The 19,127-nt window shown below is 35.2% G+C and carries 19 protein-coding genes; 16 read left to right on the forward strand and 3 right to left on the reverse strand.

Annotation, left to right across the window (positions count from 1 at the left end; all coding sequences use genetic code 11):
• The 11 genes from BM212_RS04105 to BM212_RS04155 form a co-directional block, all read left to right on the forward strand.
• The coding region (locus tag BM212_RS04105) for a transposase (RefSeq protein ID WP_143744904.1) at window positions 1–332 on the forward strand (332 nt) is incomplete at its 5' end.
• A 226-nt stretch (window positions 333–558) separates the two neighbouring features.
• The gene (locus BM212_RS04110) at window positions 559–1,548 is read left to right on the forward strand and encodes a sensor domain-containing diguanylate cyclase (RefSeq protein ID WP_072694207.1); all 990 of its coding nucleotides are present in this window, start codon (window positions 559–561) and stop codon (window positions 1,546–1,548) included.
• Window positions 1,549–1,735: 187 nt separating this feature from the next.
• The gene (locus tag BM212_RS04115; protein ID WP_091896530.1) at window positions 1,736–2,095 is read left to right on the forward strand and encodes a pyridoxamine 5'-phosphate oxidase family protein; all 360 of its coding nucleotides are present in this window, start codon (window positions 1,736–1,738) and stop codon (window positions 2,093–2,095) included.
• Window positions 2,096–2,345: 250 nt separating this feature from the next.
• Window positions 2,346–3,101 carry a WecB/TagA/CpsF family glycosyltransferase gene (locus BM212_RS04120; protein ID WP_072694209.1) on the forward strand — a complete coding sequence of 252 codons (756 nt, stop codon included), beginning with the start codon at window positions 2,346–2,348 and terminating at the stop codon, window positions 3,099–3,101.
• Window positions 3,101–4,192, forward strand: a complete 1,092-nt coding sequence (locus BM212_RS04125; RefSeq protein ID WP_091896533.1) for a glycosyltransferase family 4 protein — start codon at window positions 3,101–3,103, stop codon at window positions 4,190–4,192. The genes BM212_RS04120 and BM212_RS04125 overlap by 1 nt, the downstream gene beginning before the upstream one ends.
• Window positions 4,193–4,297: 105 nt before the next feature.
• Complete coding sequence (locus BM212_RS04130) at window positions 4,298–5,773, forward strand: nicotinate phosphoribosyltransferase (RefSeq protein WP_072694211.1); 1,476 nt, start codon at window positions 4,298–4,300, stop codon at window positions 5,771–5,773.
• 74 nt (window positions 5,774–5,847) lie between these two features.
• Entirely contained in the window at window positions 5,848–6,675 is an 828-nt protein-coding gene (gene nadE, locus BM212_RS04135) for an ammonia-dependent NAD(+) synthetase (RefSeq protein ID WP_072694212.1), read from the forward strand.
• 297 nt (window positions 6,676–6,972) lie between these two features.
• On the forward strand, window positions 6,973–8,109 hold the full coding sequence (gene nagA / locus BM212_RS04140) for an N-acetylglucosamine-6-phosphate deacetylase (protein ID WP_072694213.1): 1,137 nt from the start codon (window positions 6,973–6,975) through the stop codon (window positions 8,107–8,109).
• A 22-nt stretch (window positions 8,110–8,131) separates the two neighbouring features.
• A complete protein-coding gene (gene nagB / locus BM212_RS04145; RefSeq protein ID WP_072696005.1) occupies window positions 8,132–8,830 on the forward strand; it encodes a glucosamine-6-phosphate deaminase in 699 nt (232 codons plus the stop codon).
• 104 nt (window positions 8,831–8,934) lie between these two features.
• Window positions 8,935–9,651 carry a GntR family transcriptional regulator gene (locus tag BM212_RS04150; protein WP_072694214.1) on the forward strand — a complete coding sequence of 239 codons (717 nt, stop codon included), beginning with the start codon at window positions 8,935–8,937 and terminating at the stop codon, window positions 9,649–9,651.
• 256 nt (window positions 9,652–9,907) lie between these two features.
• Window positions 9,908–10,726: an SGNH/GDSL hydrolase family protein gene (locus tag BM212_RS04155; RefSeq protein ID WP_072694215.1), complete on the forward strand. Its 819-nt coding sequence runs from the start codon at window positions 9,908–9,910 to the stop codon at window positions 10,724–10,726.
• 74 nt (window positions 10,727–10,800) lie between these two features.
• Here BM212_RS04155 and BM212_RS04160 read toward each other — a convergent pair whose 3' ends face one another.
• Window positions 10,801–11,901: an LCP family protein gene (locus BM212_RS04160; protein WP_072694216.1), complete on the reverse strand. Its 1,101-nt coding sequence runs from the start codon at window positions 11,899–11,901 to the stop codon at window positions 10,801–10,803.
• Between the two features lie 167 nt (window positions 11,902–12,068).
• On the opposite strand from BM212_RS04160, the gene BM212_RS04165 reads away from it, so the two are divergent.
• Window positions 12,069–13,160, forward strand: coding sequence for a glycosyltransferase family 4 protein (locus BM212_RS04165; protein WP_091896587.1), 1,092 nt, complete (start codon window positions 12,069–12,071; stop codon window positions 13,158–13,160).
• A 21-nt stretch (window positions 13,161–13,181) separates the two neighbouring features.
• Here the strand turns inward: BM212_RS04165 and BM212_RS04170 are convergent, their stop codons facing one another.
• Both BM212_RS04170 and BM212_RS04175 read right to left on the reverse strand, forming a co-directional pair.
• Window positions 13,182–14,291 carry an LCP family protein gene (locus tag BM212_RS04170; RefSeq protein WP_245750928.1) on the reverse strand — a complete coding sequence of 370 codons (1,110 nt, stop codon included), beginning with the start codon at window positions 14,289–14,291 and terminating at the stop codon, window positions 13,182–13,184.
• A 182-nt stretch (window positions 14,292–14,473) separates the two neighbouring features.
• A complete protein-coding gene (locus BM212_RS04175; RefSeq protein WP_072694218.1) occupies window positions 14,474–15,109 on the reverse strand; it encodes a YigZ family protein in 636 nt (211 codons plus the stop codon).
• Between the two features lie 162 nt (window positions 15,110–15,271).
• On the opposite strand from BM212_RS04175, the gene BM212_RS04180 reads away from it, so the two are divergent.
• From BM212_RS04180 to hpf, 4 genes are all read left to right on the forward strand, one after another.
• Complete coding sequence (locus tag BM212_RS04180; RefSeq protein ID WP_072694219.1) at window positions 15,272–16,129, forward strand: DegV family protein; 858 nt, start codon at window positions 15,272–15,274, stop codon at window positions 16,127–16,129.
• A gap of 155 nt (window positions 16,130–16,284) precedes the next feature.
• The gene (locus BM212_RS04185; protein ID WP_072694220.1) at window positions 16,285–17,658 is read left to right on the forward strand and encodes an ATP-dependent helicase ComFA; all 1,374 of its coding nucleotides are present in this window, start codon (window positions 16,285–16,287) and stop codon (window positions 17,656–17,658) included.
• Window positions 17,659–17,842: 184 nt separating this feature from the next.
• On the forward strand, window positions 17,843–18,346 hold the full coding sequence (locus BM212_RS04190; protein ID WP_177206305.1) for a ComF family protein: 504 nt from the start codon (window positions 17,843–17,845) through the stop codon (window positions 18,344–18,346).
• A gap of 160 nt (window positions 18,347–18,506) precedes the next feature.
• Window positions 18,507–19,085, forward strand: coding sequence for a ribosome hibernation-promoting factor, HPF/YfiA family (gene hpf, locus BM212_RS04195; protein ID WP_072694222.1), 579 nt, complete (start codon window positions 18,507–18,509; stop codon window positions 19,083–19,085).
• Window positions 19,086–19,127 lie beyond the last annotated feature (42 nt).

A 19,127-nucleotide genomic window follows, 5' to 3' on the forward strand; every position in this document is an offset into this window, starting at 1 on the left:
TACGAGGCATTCGCCTAGCCGGACCATCACTTGGTCGTCCAAAGAAAGACCAAACCAGAGACAAAGAAATCGAATATCGCGATAATGCAGATCGTGTAGAAGTTGAGCGCGGCTTCAGTTTACTGAAGCGTTGTTTCGGTATGGAAAATATCCGCACCAAACTCCGCGAAACTACCTTGACTACGATTGCCTTATCCGTCATTGCGATGAATGTAGATAACATTAATCGCAATCGCTTGCGCTCTTTTTTTGGACAACTGAAAAATCGGAAAAAAAGCTGTTTAGTTCTATTGAACTTTTCTCCATTTCAAATTAGCCCAATTGTTCAGTAGGCATTAATTAAACATAGAGGAATAATTATTAACTAGAATATTTATTATTAGTAGCAGATTTATTAGTTGAGAGTTTAACCAGCTAAAATATTCCGATTATTAAAATTAATGATTTTACATTATGACATAAATGTGAACAGACATTCTTTTTTTAGCATTGAACGCTTATTATCTGTATGAAACGTTGATTCTATCACTTATAATTATTTGTGAGAGGTGTGAGTAAATGACAGAGAATAAACTCAATCTAGAAATTCAATCATTAAAAAAAGAATTAGATTCCGTTAAGCGATTGAATAATGAATTGTTGAAACTGCAAGAGGAACAAGACTCATTAGATTTTGCCTGGTCAGGTAATTTAGGACATTGGTTCTGGGATTTTCAAGTTAATAGAGTGACATTTAACCCAATGAAGGCAATCGCTTTAGGGTTTAAAAAAGAAGAGCTTCCAGAATATGTTGATTTTCAGTTTTTTACTGATCGTCTTCATCCAGATGATTATGAGCGAGTAATGGATGCTATGAGAGATCATTTAGGAAACAAAATTCCTGTATGGGAAGTTAGATATCGTATAAAAACTAAAAGCGGTGATTACCGTACTTATTATGACCGTGGAAAAGTAACGAAAAGAACTGCTGAGGGCGCACCTTTATTCTTATCTGGAATTGTATTTGACGTCACTGAATATGAAGAAGAACGGCGAAGGTTGCTTGAAGAAAATAAAGAATGGGCAATCCAATCTAAAAAAGATTCTATGACGGGCTTATATAATCGTGCAAATATCTTATTCGAATTAGGGAAACTAGTAAATGAAGCCCAAGTAGGCTCCAACAAGGCTCTCTCAATTATTTTATTAGATATTGATAATTTGAGTCATCAGAATTCACTATTTGGTCCTTTATTCGGAGATGAAATTATTCGTAAAGCTAGTCAAATCATCGAAAATCATATAAAAGAAGAGGATTATGCAGGAAGTTTTGAAGGCGGAAAATTTATGATTGTATTGCCGGAAACTAAGAAAAAAGAAGCACATCAGATTGCTGACAAAATCAGGCAAGAACTCAATGCGGCAGATTTTAGTGAACCTGCAGAAGTAACAAGTAGTTCTGGGATAGCACAATATATGCCGACTGAAACCGTTAGTCAATTGTTTAATCGTGCAGATCGAATGTTATATAGAGGTAAAACATCGGGGAAAAATCAAGTTCAATCATAGAATAGATACAGCATTTAATAGTCTAAACTTAAGAGTAGCTCATATGCTGCTTTTTTTGTTTGTCTAAATATTATAAGCGAATTCTTTGCTTGAAAAAGCTTTCTCTGTCATAGTTAATATAAATACTAAAGGAGATGAAAATATTGGTAGATATAAAAGAAAAGGCTCTTAAAATGATGTTGGTGTAATGGCGACAATTTCTGAAAATAAACCAATGGCACGTTATATGTCTTTTTATAGCGAAGAATTCACTTTATACACTATAACGGACAAGCGAACTGAAAAAGTGGAAGATCTTGAAGTAAATCCTAATGTATTTGTCTTACTTGGCTATGAAGAAGGGATTATCGATAAAGATTATGTCGAAGTTGAAGGACAAGTCTCAATGGTCAAAAATCAGGAAATTATCGATAAGTCATGGAATGACTACATGGATAAGCAGTATTCAAGTAAAGAAGATCCAAATATTTTAGTGCTGGAAATCAAACCGACCAGAATCAACGTAAAAAACAAAAAAGGAAATGAAGTAGAAGAAGTTAGATTATAATTGATCAATAGTAGTACTAGTAAAGAGTGAAAGAAGTGCATAGACTTCTTTCACTTTTTTTTGTTACTTAGGAAATTCAATTCTATTGAGATCGATTTAATCCAAAATTATCGTAGAAATATAGTTCCTAATTAGAACTATAATCATTAAACCTTTAAAATAGTCTGAATATAAACAAATTGAAGGCTGTACGCTAGGGCAAAATTGTATTACAATAATAGCAATAGAACTTACGGAACGGATGAATGGAATGGACGATAAAAAGGTTTCGATATTAGGCATTCCTTTTGATAATTTAACTCGAGTAGAATTTTTGGCTCGGCTGCTTGCACGGATGGAAGCGAACCAGAAAACGTTTCTTGTGACTGCAAACCCGGAAATTGTTATGTATGCTAAAGAAGATGATGAATACTATAATTTATTGTTAAAAGCAGATTATGTAGCACCAGATGGTATAGGAATCGTGAGAGCCGCTAAGAAGTTAGGAACACCTATCAAAGAGAGAGTACCAGGGTTTGAATTAATGTTGGGGTTACTGGAATTATCCAATATGCATAAAAAACGAGTATATTTCATAGGGGCTAAAGAAGAAATCGTTGAAAAAGCTGTCAATAATGCTGAAAAGTTATGGCCGAACCTAGTAGTTGCAGGCTATCATCATGGTTACTTTGATCATTCAGACAGTGCAATGATTGATCACGTAAAGTCAGTTGAACCTGACTTAATATTAGTAGCATTCGGTTTTCCTCGACAAGAAAAATGGATTCATGAATATTTGAAGGCTGCTGGACATGGTATAGCCGTTGGAGTAGGCGGCAGCTTTGACGTGCTGTCTGGGAAAGCTAAGCGAGCCCCTAAAATTGTACAAAAACTCCATGTAGAGTGGTTGTACAGGTTAGTTAAACAACCGTCTAGATATCGTAGAATGCTTGCTTTGCCTGCATTTATGCAAGAAGTCAATAAACAGAAGGCATTAGAAAAAACAAAAAAGAAACGAGATAGTTAATGAAAGTATTACATGTAAATGCGGGAAACGAATATGGCGGAGGCTTGTTTCATATTCTATCAATCTTTCAAGGGGTTTCCCAGCTGGAGATGGACTTATTAGTATTCGAAGATGGACCAGTAGCTGAAATGGCTAGAAAAAACGGTATAAATGTATTTATACTTCCTCAAAAATCTCGATATGATCTTTCGATCCTATCAAGACTTAAATCTTTTATCAATGATCGTGAGTATACGATCCTGCATACACATGGTCCAAGAGCCAATCTATTGATTTCTTTAACAAAGAAACGATTAGCAGCAAGATGGGTAATGACTGTACACAGCGATCCTACACTCGATTTTAATGATAGAGGAATCAAGGGTCGGATTTTTGAAGTACTTAATTTACGTACGATAAGAAAACCAGATCAGGTAATTGCAGTTTCAAGTGAGATAAAAGAAATATTAGTTAGTAGCGGAGTACCCTCTGACAATGTATCAGTTGTTCATAATGGAAGAAATTTCAATTTGAACCACTCTAAAATTAATAAGAATTCAAATCTTTTTAATATTATTACGGTTGGGAGGCTGGAATGGGTCAAGGGACATCGATACTTGATTCAAGCCTTGAGTAAAATAAAGCAAACAAACTGGACCTTGACAATTTGCGGAACTGGACAAGAAGAATCAGATCTAAAAAAACTTGCCGATGAATTGGATTTATCAGATAAAATAAATTTATTAGGATGGGTAGAGGGCACAGAAGTTAGTAAACAGATCGCTCAAGCAGATGTTATGGTGTTGCCTTCATTGAGTGAAAGTTTTCCCTTAGTTGCGCTAGAAGCCGGTGAGCATCACATACCAGTTATTGCTACGGATGTTGGCGATATTGGTGAAATGATTCCTAATAAGTCTGTGGGTTGGCTAGTACAGAAAGCTTCATCAGATGAATTGGCCGCAGCGCTAGAAGAAGCGTGTACAGACTGGGAATTAGATACTCTGGAACAAAAAGGTGAACGATTTTACAAATGGAGTAGTCAGTTTACAATTGAAAAACAAGGGCTGGAAACAATGAAAGTGTATAAACAGTGTATGGACCAGAAGAAGTAAATTGTGATGCAAACATGGACATAGTCATTATTTTCACAAGTAAATAATAGCTGGAATGTGATATACTAGCTAACATATTATAAGTACCACTAGGAGGATATTAAAATGAACCGAACGTATACGGATGATAGCGTAGCGTTGCATACTGATTTATATGAAATTAATATGATTTTAACCCATTGGAAAAAAGGTAATGATCAAAAACGTGCTGTATTTGAAGTTTATTACCGCAACAATCCATTCGGCATGGGTTATACGATTTTTACAGGATTAGAGAGAGTTGTCAGATATATAGAAGAACTGCGTTTTAAAGAATCAGATATTGCCTATTTAAGAGAGATTGAGCAATATCCTGAAGAGTTTTTAACTTATTTAAAGAATTGGCGATTTAAAGGAACGCTTAGATCTTTCAAAGAAGGAGAAGTAGCATTTGCAAATGAACCTTTAATTCAAGTAGAAGGTTCGATTGTTGATTGTCAATTGATTGAGACAGCTTTATTAAATATCGTGAACTTCCAGACCTTAGTTGCCACTAAAGCTGCGCAAATCAAGAGTGCTGCTGGAAATGATCCTGTTTTAGAATTTGGTGCGCGTCGCGCTCAGGAAATGGATGCAGCAATTTGGGGAGCTCGTGCAACTTATATTGCAGGAGTAGATTCTACTAGCAATACAAGAGCAGCAAAAATTTTTGGTATCCCAGCTTCTGGAACCCATGCACATGCGTTAGTCCAAGCTTATCGAGATGAATATCAAGCTTTTAAAGCCTATGCTGAGACACACAAAGATTGTGTGTTTCTTGTAGATACATTCAATACCCTGGAATCAGGTGTTCCAACTGCTATCAAAGTTGCTAGAGAAATGGGAGACTCCATCAATTTTTTAGGTGTTCGTTTGGACTCGGGAGATTTATCTTACTTATCTAAAAGAGTGCGTCAGCAGTTAGATGAAGCTGGCTTTAAAGAGGCAAAAATATTTGTTTCAAATGATTTAGATGCTGAAACGATTCTGAATCTGAAAATGCAGGGAGCTAAAATTGATGTGTGGGGTGTAGGGACTAAAATGATTACAGCCTATGATCAGCCAGCACTGGGTGCAGTTTATAAAATCGTATCGGTAGAAGGTAATGATGGCAATATGCACCACACACTAAAGTTAACCGGCAACGTTGCGAAGATTACAACTCCAGGAAAAAAACAGGTTTGGCGTGTGCGTTCTTATAATGATAAAAAGCCAGAAGGGGATTATATTTCACTGGTAGATGAACGTCCAAATGAACAGGAAGAATTATTTATGTTCCATCCTCAATATACTTATATCAATAAAACAATCACTGATTATAATGCACGCCCTTTATTACACGATATTATAGTAGATGGAAAGGTAGTATATACATTACCTACACTTGAAGAGATAAGAGACTATGCAATGCAAAGTCTATCTGAACAGTGGGAAGAACACAAACGTTTATTAAATCCAGAACCTTACCCTGTAGATCTTTCACAAAAACTTTATGAAGCAAAAGTTGAAACAATCAATTTGTTCAAAAAAATGCCAACTGATCAGTCAAAATCATTGTTTTAAAGCTATTTAAAAATTTATGATAAACTAAGAATACAGAAATTTCTTAAAAACTTAAATAGGAGATGACGTAGCCAATGTCAGAATTACAAAAACAGATTATTGAAGAAATGGCAGTCAAGCCGGAAATAGATCCAAAAGAAGAAATTAGAAAAAGTGTTGACTTAATGAAAGATTATTTAAAAAAAAATAATTTTCTTAAGACGTTAGTATTAGGCATCTCTGGTGGACAAGATTCATCATTGCTAGGTAAATTAGCACAAATTGCAATGGAAGAACTACGTGAAGAAACAGGAAATGAAGAGTATGCGTTTATTGCCATGCGCTTACCTTATGGTGAACAAGCAGATGAAGAAGAAGCTATGGCAGCAATCGACTGGATGAAACCAGATAAGGTTGTACGTGTGAATATCAAACCAACTGTTGATGCAAATGAAACTTCTCTTAGAGAAGGTGGAGTAAAAATCACTGATTTTAATAAAGGAAATATCAAAGCGCGTGAGCGTATGGTCGTACAATATGCAGTAGCAGCCAATCATAATGGAGTAGTATTAGGAACAGATCATTCAGCAGAAAGTGTAACTGGATTCTTCACAAAGTACGGCGACGGCGGAACAGACTTGAATCCACTATTTAGATTGAGTAAAGGTCAAGGTAAAGCGTTATTGAAAGAGTTGGGTGCTCCTGCTAAGTTTTATGAAAAAATTCCAACAGCTGATTTGGAAAGTGACAGACCAGGAAGATCTGATGAAGATGCTTTAGGTGTTACTTATGAAGAAATTGATCAGTACCTTGCAGGAAAAGAAGTTTCTGAACAAGCTGCAAAAACGATTGAAGATTGGTACTTGAAAACGCAACATAAACGCCATTTGCCAGTTACGATATTTGATGACTTCTGGAGATAAATATTATTTTAAAAGGATCGAGACAATTGTCTCGGTCCTTTTTGTCTTATCGGCAGTTATAGTGGAACTCGAGCCGGAAGAGAAACTGAGTAGAGAGATAAAAGGGGCTTATGTACCAACTCAAATCAAAAAAGAAGTAAAGTAGATAGAGAAAATGGATTTGTGTTTTAACTTAAACTGAAAATAGCTTGAGTGAATAGAGAAACAGCTTCTAGATCGGGAGTAAAATTTATATATTTGACTTTTTGGTATATACCAATTATAATAAGCTTGAGTAAAACCTAAGGAGGAATTTATATGGTTAAGGTTTTGACAAATGCGCATATTTACACCGGAGAAGATTCAATAGAAAAAGGATATATTCGTTTTGATAAAGAGATAATCGGCGTTGGGAAAATGGAAGCATTTGAAGCACAGTCGGATGAAGAAGTAATGGACCTGAAGGGTAAAAAAGTAATTCCTGGCTTTATTGATGTGCACAGCCATGGCGGATATTTGATTGACAATATGGATGGAACTCCTGAAGAAATCAACGAAATGATTAGAAAAATGTTGAAAGAAGGCGTTACAAGTTATTTTCCTACTACCATGACACAGTCGGATGAAAATATTGAAAGATCACTGAGAAATCTTAATAAAGCAGCGGCATCAAATCCGGTAATACAGGGAATTCATATTGAAGGACCTTTTATTTCAGTTAAACATAAAGGAGCTCAACCAGAGAAATATATAGTAGTTGCTGATAAAGATAAAATCGAAAAGTGGAATAATTTGAGTGGTGGTCGAATTCGTCTAGTCACCTATGCACCTGAAACAGGAGATGTCTCTGAATTTGAAGAGTATTGTAAAGAAAATAATATTATCATGTCAGTTGGACATTCAGATGCTAAATATAATGATTTAAAGGAATCTGCAGCAACTCATGTCACTCATCTGTTCAATGCACAAAGAGGATTACATCACAGAGAAATAGGTGTGACTGGATTTGGTTTGTTGGAAAAAAATGTTATGGTTGAGATGATCGTGGATGGTTTCCATATCGTTCCGGAAATGGTCAAACTAGCTTATAAAGCTAAAGGGGCAGAGGGCATTGAGTTAATTACAGACTCTATGCGTGCAAAAGGAGTTCCTGAGGGCAAAAGTGAATTAGGTGGACAACAAGTTATAGTAAAAGATAAACGAGCCCGATTAGAAGACGGTACTCTGGCAGGCAGCGTATTGACGTATATAGATGCCTTCAGAAACGTTATAGAATATACAGGCTGCAGCATTGAAGAAGCTGTTAAAATGAGTTCAGTTAACCAAGCAAAAGAATTTTCATTAGAAAATAAAGGATCTTTACTGCCTAATAAGGATGCAGATATGCTGATTTTAGGAGAGGACTTAACATTGCTTGAAACCATATTAGGAGGAGAAATCCAAGATGATAGATAAGACAATTAAAAATAATTCAAAAATGAATGTAATTATAACAAAAGATAAAGTAGAAGGCGGAAAAAAGGCATTTGAATTAGTTGAAAAAGCAATCCATAGTGATGCAGCAGTGTTGGGACTGGCTACTGGAAGTACACCTGAAACCCTCTACAAAGAAATGAGGGCAAGTAATACGGATTATTCGAACTTGATTTCTATTAATCTGGATGAATATAAAGGCCTTCCTGCAGATCATCCACAAAGTTATCATACTTTTATGCAAGAAAATTTATTTAAAGATAAACCTTTTAAAAAAAGTTTTATTCCTGATGGATTAGGGGATGAAGATGAAGAAGTAAAAAGGTACAATAAGATTATAGAAGAATACCCTATCGACTTGCAGATTCTTGGTATTGGCACAAATGCTCACATTGGGTTCAATGAGCCTGGCACATCTTTTCTACAAGAAACACATGTTGAAAAGCTTACTGAGGCAACAATTAATGCAAATAAGAGATATTTTGAGTCCGAAGAAGATGTACCTAAATATGCATTTTCTATGGGAATCAAGTCCATTTTATCTGCAAAAAAAATTCTGTTAATGGCCTTTGGTGAGAGTAAAGCTGAAGCAGTACATGATATGCTTAATGGACCAATCACTGAGCAAGTACCAGCCAGCATTTTACAGACGCATGATGATGTTACGGTCATAATCGATGAGGCAGCTGCAAGCAAACTTTAAGGTATTCTAACACCCCTAATGTCTTGTAGAGTGAAAGCTGATGTTTGTTTATCAGTGAAACTTTTGAATTAGTTTGACATATGGAGTTAGAAAGGAAGAATTGCATGCCAAAAAAAATGCCTGTATATATTCAAATGCATAACCAGATGAGAGAATGGATCAATACTGGTGAATGGAAAGAAGGAACCAAAATTCCTTCCGAAAGAGATTTAGCTTTACAGTTTGATGTGAGTCGTATGACGGCTAGACAAGCAGTAAATACCCTCGTAGATGAAGGATTACTTGAAAGACGAAGAGGTTCAGGTACATTCGTAGCTTTAGAAAAAGTTCGAGAAAAAATGAGTGGTGTACCAAGTTTTACTGAAACTGTTGAGCGCCAAGGGAAAACTCCTACAAGCCAATTAGTTGCTTTCCACACTAAACCAGCTAGTATCAGTGAAGCTGAAAAACTAATGATCGAACACAATGAAGAAGTTCTGATCATGGAAAGAATCCGTTCGGCGGATGGAGTTCCGATTTGTTATGAAGTAGCAACAATCCCTTATAAATATGTGAAAGATTTAAGTAAAAAACAAATTACACAGCATTTGTTTAAAACGCTGGAAGTAGAAAAAGGCATGCGGGTAGATCATGCAGAACAGACGATTTCGGCTACTTGGGCATCGGAATCAATAGCAGAGATGTTGGGAATCAAGCGAGGTTCTTCTGTTCTCAGATTACGGCAAGTCAGTTATAGCCAAGATGGTACGCCATTTGAATATGTTCGTTCTCAATATGTGGGAGATCGGTATGAATTTTTCTTGGAAGCAACTAAAAAGTAGTTTGGGGAACGCAGCGACTAATGAAGTACATTATTTCTAATAAATGAATTTTTTAAAACCTGAAGAGTACTTACTCTTTAGGTTTTTTAAGTTTTTAAAAGATTATAATCACCAAGTTAAAAAATGTGCCAGAAATATAACAATATATATTTTTTTAAGACAATTGATTAAGAATTCGATAAAATGGTACTGTTTTACAGTAGACTGTTAACCAGAAAGATAATCAATTACTTTAATTAAAAGGAGAGCAAATCTTATGAAGGAAAAGTTAAAGCTGGCAAAAACAAATTATTTAATAGCTGTTTTTCTCATATTGGTCTCCTTGAGCATTTTGTATTGGTTTTTAACAAAACAACAAGAAGCAGAGTCACAAGAACTCACTGAAGAGTATATGGAGCTGACAACTAAAGATTCTGAAAGCATCTTGGATAGAGCCAAGTTTATAACTAAGCGAGATGGACAAGTCGATATTGCTGTATTGGGAAGTAGTGTAACAAGAGGGAAAGGAGCTACTGCTGAACAGCCAGTTTGGGGAACGAGAGTAGAACAACGTTTGAACCAGTATGAAGAAATCAATGCTAAAGTGTGGAACAGAGGATACAATGGCTATAGCACAACCGATTTACTAGTTCAGGAAAAGATTACTGAAACGATTGAATCAAAGCCTGATATTGTTATTTTTGAGCTTTGTCTAATCAACAACAATCGATTTCCTCAAAACGATCTATCCTTAACAAAAGAAGAATTAATTGGAATTATGAATCGATTCCAGGAAAATCTGCCTAATACGTTAGTTATTCTTACGACAGCGAATCCCACTATTTATAACGATATATATTTAGATAATGGAACTTTAACCTATGATCAATATAATGATGAAGTGAGTGCTTTTGTTCAAAAACAAGGATGGAATTTTATTGATATTTATTCACTGATGTCCAGAAAAATTGCAAATTCTAATCATTCGTTAGAATACTATTTAGATGATGCAGTACATCCGAATGGAGAAGGATATAACTTATGGTATACACTACTTGATGAAAGGCTGAGTAAACCATTGTCAGACTTGAAGTAATGGATAAAAAAGTCTTACCGATTCAATAATTGAATCGGTAAGACTTTTTTTATAGTAGAGTTCTTGGGTTGAGGTTACTCTGTTTCTTCGTATTGTTCCTCTTCTAGTGGATTAGAAAATGAATCACCAGACTCAGAAGGAATATTTTCTAATTCTTCATCGATCCCTACTTCGCCTTCATCGATACTGTCAGTGGAAGGATCTAATTCTAAGTGCTCACGTAATGTACTTTGAATTTCTTCAATAGATTCATCAAAAGGAAGCCAGACATATAAATCTAGATCATAGGAAGGGAAATAGACGTAATCTGCTTCGCCTTGTATTTCAAGGGATTCAACATCATTTGCAGCTTCTGTATAATTATTGGCAATTGTCCAGATTTGTTGACCAGAAAGATTCGTTTGAAGATTTTCTCTTACAGCATCCATTATTGGAGCGAAGTTTACAAATGAGTCTAGAGACATTAGTTTTTCTGCTAATGTTTGGATGACTTCCTGTTGTCTTTCTTGTCTACCCCAATCGCCTCTTGGATCTTGTTTTCTCATTCGGGCATATCCTAAAGCATGTTCTCCATCTACAGTTTGCAGACCCTCTTCGATTTCGATAGCATCTGAATTTTCGTCACTATCTTGTACGGTGAAAGCTAATGGTGAATCTACTGTAATCCCACCTACTGCATCGACAAGATCCACTAAGCCTTCAAAATTCAGAGTTGCGTAATAAGAAATAGGGATGTCTAGATATTCTTCAACATAATCAATGGTTCCAGAAACACCGTAGATCGTATAGAGAGCATTGATCTTTTCTGAACGGTCTGAATCAGGTAAAGTAATCATCGTGTCTCGAGGGATAGAAACAAGTTTTACAGATTCCTCATTAGGGTTAATAGTCGCAACAATTAATGTATCAGAACGTCTGGTTCCATCAGCGTCATCGAGCCCAAGTAATAAAACAGAAAAGGGATGTAATTCTTCTAGACGTGCATCTTGTTCGGAAGTGTCTTGTAGCTCTTCAGGTGTATTTTCAGATACATCACTTAAAACGCGTATGATTTCACTGCCGTAGTAGCCTACTACGGTTCCAGTAACGAAAAAAACTAAAACTAAGATAGTAAATAAAATTCGTTTAATCCATTTATTTCTTTTTTGTCTTTTAACATGTTTTTGTGAACGCATGTCAACCTCGATTCTTTAATTAACTCATTTATTATTTTTTGTTTTAATATTGTAATTCTATTCTCAAGTTTAATTCAGATGATGTAATAATGCAATTGTGTTTTCGATTCTTTCAATGTTATAATGAAAGAAAGTTTACCAGAAATGGGATAGTTAAAATGTATGATATGTACTTAGTTCTTCTTGTCTGTATTGCCACTGTAATACTCAGTATGATTTTGACTGCTGTTTATAAAAGAGTCGCAATGAAATTCAATTGGGTAGATGTCCCGGATGCAAGAAGAGTTCACAATAAAATAATGCCAACAATGGGCGGGATTGCAATTTTTATTGCTTTTTATTTCGCGCTGTTTATTTTGCTGCCGATACCAACTTCACTGATACTTCCCATTTTTTTGGGTTCGCTGATCGTTTTGTTGACAGGGTGTATAGATGATCTGAAAAACTTAACGCCATTACTAAAAGTAATTGGTATTTTGCTAGGTGCTTTAGTTGTTTATTACTTTGGCGGTATCTCCCTGGAAACAATGACACTACCATTGTTTGGAACATTAGAATTTGGTTCTTGGAGTCTGCCTTTTACTTTACTCTGGATTCTCGGATTTACTAATGCAGTGAATTTGATTGATGGGCTGGATGGTCTCGCAAGTGGCGTTTCCATTATCGCACTTACAACTATGGGAATCATCGGGTTCTTTTTCCTGACAATACAAGAAGTGTCAATATCAATTATGATTTTTGTACTTGTAGCTGCTATTGCAGGCTTTTTACCTTATAACTTTCATCCTGCTAGTCTTTTTCTTGGAGACACGGGTGCGTTATTTATAGGATTTATGATTGGAATATTTTCTCTGCAAGGTTTGAAAAATGCTACACTGATTTCACTTGTCTTACCGGTCGTTATTTTAGGAATACCAGTCACTGACACACTATTTGCAATGATTCGAAGAAAAATGAATCGGCAGTCAATTTCGGTTGCAGATAAAAATCACATTCATCATCGGTTGATGTCTTTAGGTTTATCTCACAGACAAACCGTGCTAGCCATTTATAGTGTATCAGCTATTTTCTCAATCATTGCTTTATTGTATAATTTTTCAACATTCTGGGGTTCAATTTTACTAACTATTTCAGTATTTGTAGGTGTAGAATTGTTCGTAGAGATTATTGGATTAGTTGGGGCAGATAGAAGACCGTTATTAAAATCAATACGAGAATTTGGATATAAATTAAACAAAAAGAAACCAGACGATAAATAATCATCTGGTTTCTTTTTGTATTTACTGTGAATCTGTCTCTGGTTCAGCAGTTTCAAGTTCTGTTATAGTAGTCTCTTGATTAGAAGAGTTGTTTGATGTGGTCTCTTCATCATTATTCTCATCAGTATAAGCTGAATCATCAGAGAAATTTGGATCAAGAGAATTTTGTAATTCCAGTTGGATATTTGCAAAGCTAGTTGGATCGATTTTAACTAGATCCATGCCTCTTTCAGTAAAGCTTGACCATTCAAAAACGTGTGATTGTATTGCGAAGTCAGAATTAAGACCCGTTTTAGCAAGAGCAGTCATATCACTGATACGCATATTCGTACGCATATTAGCCCCGACTGTTTCAACAATATCCGTATATTTAGGAATGGAACCGATATTTAAAGCTTTTTTCATAATCGCTTCTATTACTAGCTGCTGACGATGGCCGCGTTCTACATCGTTGTCAATTTTTCTAGTTCTAGCTAGTGCAAGCGCTTCTTCTCCGTTTAACGTTTGTAGTCCTTCCTCTAAATGAATCATTCCAGATTTTCCAGAAGAATCTTGCTCAGAGAAGGTGATAGGGACATCCATTTCAATCCCGCCTAAAGCATCAATGATCTCTAAAAAAGCATCAAAATTGAAAGTAGCATAATAGTGGATAGGCACGTCTAGCCATGATTCTACAGTTTCGATCATTGTACTTTCTTGCCCTAGTGCATAAGCAGAATTAATCCGATCGTACTTAACGACTTGATTATCTTGCATGATCGGTACATAAGTATCACGGGGAATAGAAACCATATTCATTTTGCGAGTAATCGGATTTACAGTAGCGTAAATAATGGAATCTGCACGAGTTGAACCCAAAGATCGAGAATCTTCTTGATCGTTATCGACCCCAAGGATCAGAAAAGATACGGGTTCGGTTATTGGATCAACCTCTGCGACTGGAGTAGATCGTTCTACTTCTTGATAAGAAGCTTCAATTGCATTTTCAGTTGTAGCAAGCAGTCTTGCAAAATAAGCCATAGCAAATAAAATGATGGTGAAAAGTGGAATGAGAATAGCTAAGGCAATTTTTTGTTTTTTCTTTTTACTTGAACGTCGTACATTAGAACGACTATTATTATTTTTAGACAAATCTAGTACTCCTTTATAGGAAGAAAGTTTAATAAATGGCAAAATAATCTATTCTACATTATTATCTTTCTAGTTGTTAGTGTCAAGCTTAGACAGAAAATTTTATGATACTGTATAGTTTATGTGCAAAACTAGACACAAAATTATCATATTTGTAAAAATATAGATTAAATTAATAAATTTTATTCACTTACTTCTAATTCAATCCAGGCTTGTTTCCCTCGGGTACAAACTCCTTGGTCACTAGTCCATTCGGTTACTTCGTTAAGGAACTGTTCGATATTCTCTAAACGAATTAGACATTCAAAACTTACTGATTCAGTATAATGGATTTCCTGTAAAATATATTCAGATTGTCTAAGCTGATTTTCAAATTTTCCACTCATAGGATAAGAAACACTTACAGTAATGAATTGGTGTAACTGGCGTTCAACTATTCCAATAGAAGAAAGAGCAGCGTTGACAGAACCACTGTAAGCTCTAATCAGTCCTCCGGCACCCAATTTTATCCCGCCAAAATATCTTGTGACAACAGCGGTAATGTTATTTAAGTTTCTTTTCTTAAGAATCTCTAACATAGGAACGCCGGCAGTACCGCTTGGTTCGCCATCATCATGAGCGCGCTGGAATTCTTGTCTTTCTCCCAATATGTAAGCTGAACAATTATGATTAGCTTTCCAATGTTCTTTTTTTATTGATTCAATATGGTGTATAGCTTCTTCTTCTGTTTCAGTTCTTTTTAAGTGGCAAATAAAGCGTGATTTTTTTATTTGGATTTCATGCGAACCGTTTTCTTTTATGGTCCGGAAATTCTGCATATTTAAATCAACCTTTCTCTTTTTTATCCAATTAGTGTATAATGAATCTGGTGTGTTTACAAGGCGACTTTTTCATTAGAAATTTAGATATTTTCGCTGAAAATTACTTTTTTATGAAAACCATATATTCTGACTAGAGTATTATAGAGACGAGGTGAAAAGATGAGTATAGCCGTTGTAACAGATAGTACAGCTTATTTATCTCATGAACAATATGATTTATATAATATCTATTCGGTTCCTTTATCATGTATAGTTCAAAGTGAGGTATACAAAGAAGAAATAGATATTACTTCAGAAGAATTTTTTTTAAGAGTACGGGAAATGGATAAACTACCTACTAGTTCACAACCTACTGTGGGAGATTTTACTGCACTTTATGAAGAATTAGGAAAAGAATATGATGCCATTATTAGTATACATTTATCAAGTGGAATTTCAGGGACTTATCAAAATGCAGTAAGTGTGTCACAAGCTATTGAACATGTAGAGATTTATCCTTATGATTCTGAACTGGCAGCTGCCGGGCAAGCATTTCAAGTTATAGAAGCTGCCAAGTTAGCACAAAAAGGTGCTACAGTTGAAGAAATTCTGAAAAAATTAGATCAGATCAAAGAAGCAACAGAATTATATTTTGTTGTAGACGATCTAACAAACCTTGTGAAAGGTGGTAGATTATCAAGAGCTGCAGGAAGTGTAGCCACTCTATTAAGTATTAAACCAGTTTTAACATTTGTAGATGGATTGATTGTACCTTTTGATAAAATACGTACAAAGAAAAAAGCTTTGCGAAAGATTGAAAACTTGTTAGAAGAATCTGTACGTTCTTCTGATTATCCTATCCAAGCTACAGTTGTGCATGCTTTCAGTGAACAAGAAGGCTTAGCATTTAAAGAAAATTTAGAAACGAAATTTCCAGACGTAGAATTTAATCTCAGCTTTTTAGGTCCTGTTATCGGAGTGCATACAGGGGAAGGTGCAATAGGAATGACATGGACAATAAAAACAAGTGATGAATAGTACGATTTATTATTGAATGACAAATTAAGTAAATGAAATTTAGCTGAACTAGCGTATTTATACGCTAGTTTTTTATTTATTAAAGAAAAATAAAGTTATCTTTTCAGATCACTGATCAGTATATAAGTAGAATATTTATATAAGGGGATCATGAAATGAGGGAATGTTTCGATAAATCAATTTTATTTGGTAGAGAAGTATTGAAACAGGAATTAACAGAAGAAAGCGACTTTACAGAAGAGTTAGAGCTTAGGCTAGAGACAAGCACAGGATTTATTAAACGAAACGGAAAAGAATATTGTCGAAGATGCAATGCACCAGTTTATCCCATAGAGCAGAATCAGTGTTACTGTAAACAGCCTTGTACTTATTGCACGAAGTGCATACAGATGGGTAAAGTCAGACGCTGCAGTACATTTTATCATCTTCCAGAACCAAATATTTTTCAAAAAGCTGCTGAACCAATTTTACACTGGAAAGGAAGGTTGTCGTCGCAGCAGGAAATAGCATCTGAGGAGTTGGTTCAGACGATTAAAAAAAATGAAACTAGACTCTTATGGGCAGTAGCTGGAGCTGGTAAAACAGAAATGCTTTTTTCAGGAATCGAAACAGCAATTAGACAAAATAAAAGGATTTGTCTGGCTTCTCCTCGAGTAGATGTTTGTTTAGAATTAGCCCCTAGACTTAAAAACGCCTTTCCAACAGTTACAATGATTGTTTTATACGGAGGTATGGAAGAAGCCTATACTTATACACAGCTTGTGGTGGCGACTACTCATCAGTTGTATCGATTCAAAGAAGCTTTTGATTTGCTGATAATTGATGAAATTGATGCTTTTCCTTTCAGATTAGATGATTCGTTGCAGTTTGCATCAGAAAAAGCACGAAAAAAGGAATCTGCACTTATATATCTTACGGCAACACCAGACAGAATATACCAGAAAAAAATTAAAGAAAACAAAATACAATCTAGTATCTTACCAGCCAGATATCATGGTCATGCTTTGCCAGTTCCTGTAACGGTCAAGGAAAACAATTGGAAAGAACGCTTGCTGAAAAATCCGATGAAAACAAAAGTTTATAGAAAAATATTGGAACTATTAAAATCAGAGAAAAGGTTCTTAGTATTTGTTCCGAATATTAAATGGATGGAACAATTTGAATGTATCTTAAGAGAAGTTATTCCAAAGAAAAAGTTTGAATCAGTTCATTCAGAAGACTCAGATAGAAAAAGAAAAGTCCAAGCTATGCGGGATCAAAAGCTTGATTTTCTATTGACTACAACAATATTAGAGAGAGGTGTCACATTTATAGATATTGATGTACTGGTTATTGGAGCGGATGATCAGATCTATACGGAGTCAGCATTGGTGCAAATAGCGGGACGTGCAGGTCGTTCACCTGATTATCCTAGTGGAGAAGTGATTTATTATCATGACGGTTTGACGATTGCAATCAAAAGAGCAATCAAACAAATAAAAAGAATGAATCATATCGCAAGGAGCAGAGGACTGATAAAAAATGAATAAATGTGTATGGTGTAAAAGAGAAATAATTACAAACTTTTCGATATCTCAACTACTAACTTTTACTAAGATAGAACCTAGAGTGGTTTGCGGAACCTGTGCACTAAAATTTGATACAATTAAACTGGATTCATGCTGCCCAAAGTGTCATAGAAAGCAATTGGATAAATCAATATGTCAGGATTGTATGAACTGGCAGAAAATTTATCCAGATTATCCGTTTAGTCATTACGCTCTTTATTCGTATGATGAATTTGGCAAAGAATGGATGGAGCGTTTCAAATTTACCGGGGATATACGTGTGGCAAAAATGGTAGCAGACAGTTTAGCTAAAGTAATCAGTGGTTATAAAGCAATAGATATGATCATACCGATTCCAATATCGAAAAAGAGTTTTGCAAGGAGAGGATTCAATCAGACAGAGATTTTGCTAAAAACTGCAGGAGTATCCTTTATACAAGTTTTAGAAAACAAGAGTATTGAAAGTAATCAGGCCAGTAAAAACCGTCGAGAACGGTTGGAAACAGTACAGCCTTTTTCAATAAAAAAAGAAATGAAGCCCAAACTCTGTAATAAAAATGTCATGATCATCGATGATGTTTATACAACTGGAAGAACCATACTTTTTGCAGTAGAGTGTGTTTTAGCTGCCGGGGCGCGTAATGTGAAGACGCTGTCTTTATTTAGATAAGAGAATAAAATAAAATACTATAGATACATTGAGAAAGTAACCGCTGTCATGTATAATGAAACTAAGTTAACAAACAAAAGTAAAGTGTTTGTTAAAGAGTTATTTTAAGATTTGTGCTAAAATGACTCAAAGTAAAATAGATTTGGAAGGGTGAAGCAATATGCTAAGATACAATGTTCGCGGAGAAAACATAGAAGTGACCCAAGCAATCAGGGAATATGTTGAGAAAAAAGTAGGTAAGATTGAAAAATATTTTAAAGATGTGCCTGAAGCTAGTGCACATGTTAATCTTAAAACCTACTCTGATAAAACTGCGAAAGTAGAAGTTACAGTACCACTTCCTTATATCGTCTTACGTGCGGAAGAAACTTCTCCAGATTTATATGGAAGCGTTGATCTGGTTGTAAGCAAACTGGAAAGACAAATGAGAAAATATAAAACTAAAATCAATCGTAAAAACCGTAGATCACAAGGTGTGGATGCACCTCAACCTACAAACCCAGATTTATGGGCAGATCTTGATATTGATGATGAAGAGTCATCTACTGAAGAAGAAATTGGAGCAGCTATCGTGCGTACAAAACGTCTAAGCTTGAAACCGATGGATGCTGAAGAAGCAATCCTGCAAATGGATATGTTAGGTCATAATTTCTTTATTTTTGAAGATGCTGATACAAACGGATCAAGCATTGTCTATAAACGTAAAGACGGAAAATATGGATTAATTGAAACAGATTAAGTAAATAAATGGAGGCGAGCAGAGAATGCTCGCCTTTTTTAA

Origin of the sequence: Marinilactibacillus piezotolerans, assembly GCF_900114235.1 — a bacterium.
Lineage (GTDB): Bacteria > Bacillota > Bacilli > Lactobacillales > Carnobacteriaceae_A > Marinilactibacillus > Marinilactibacillus piezotolerans.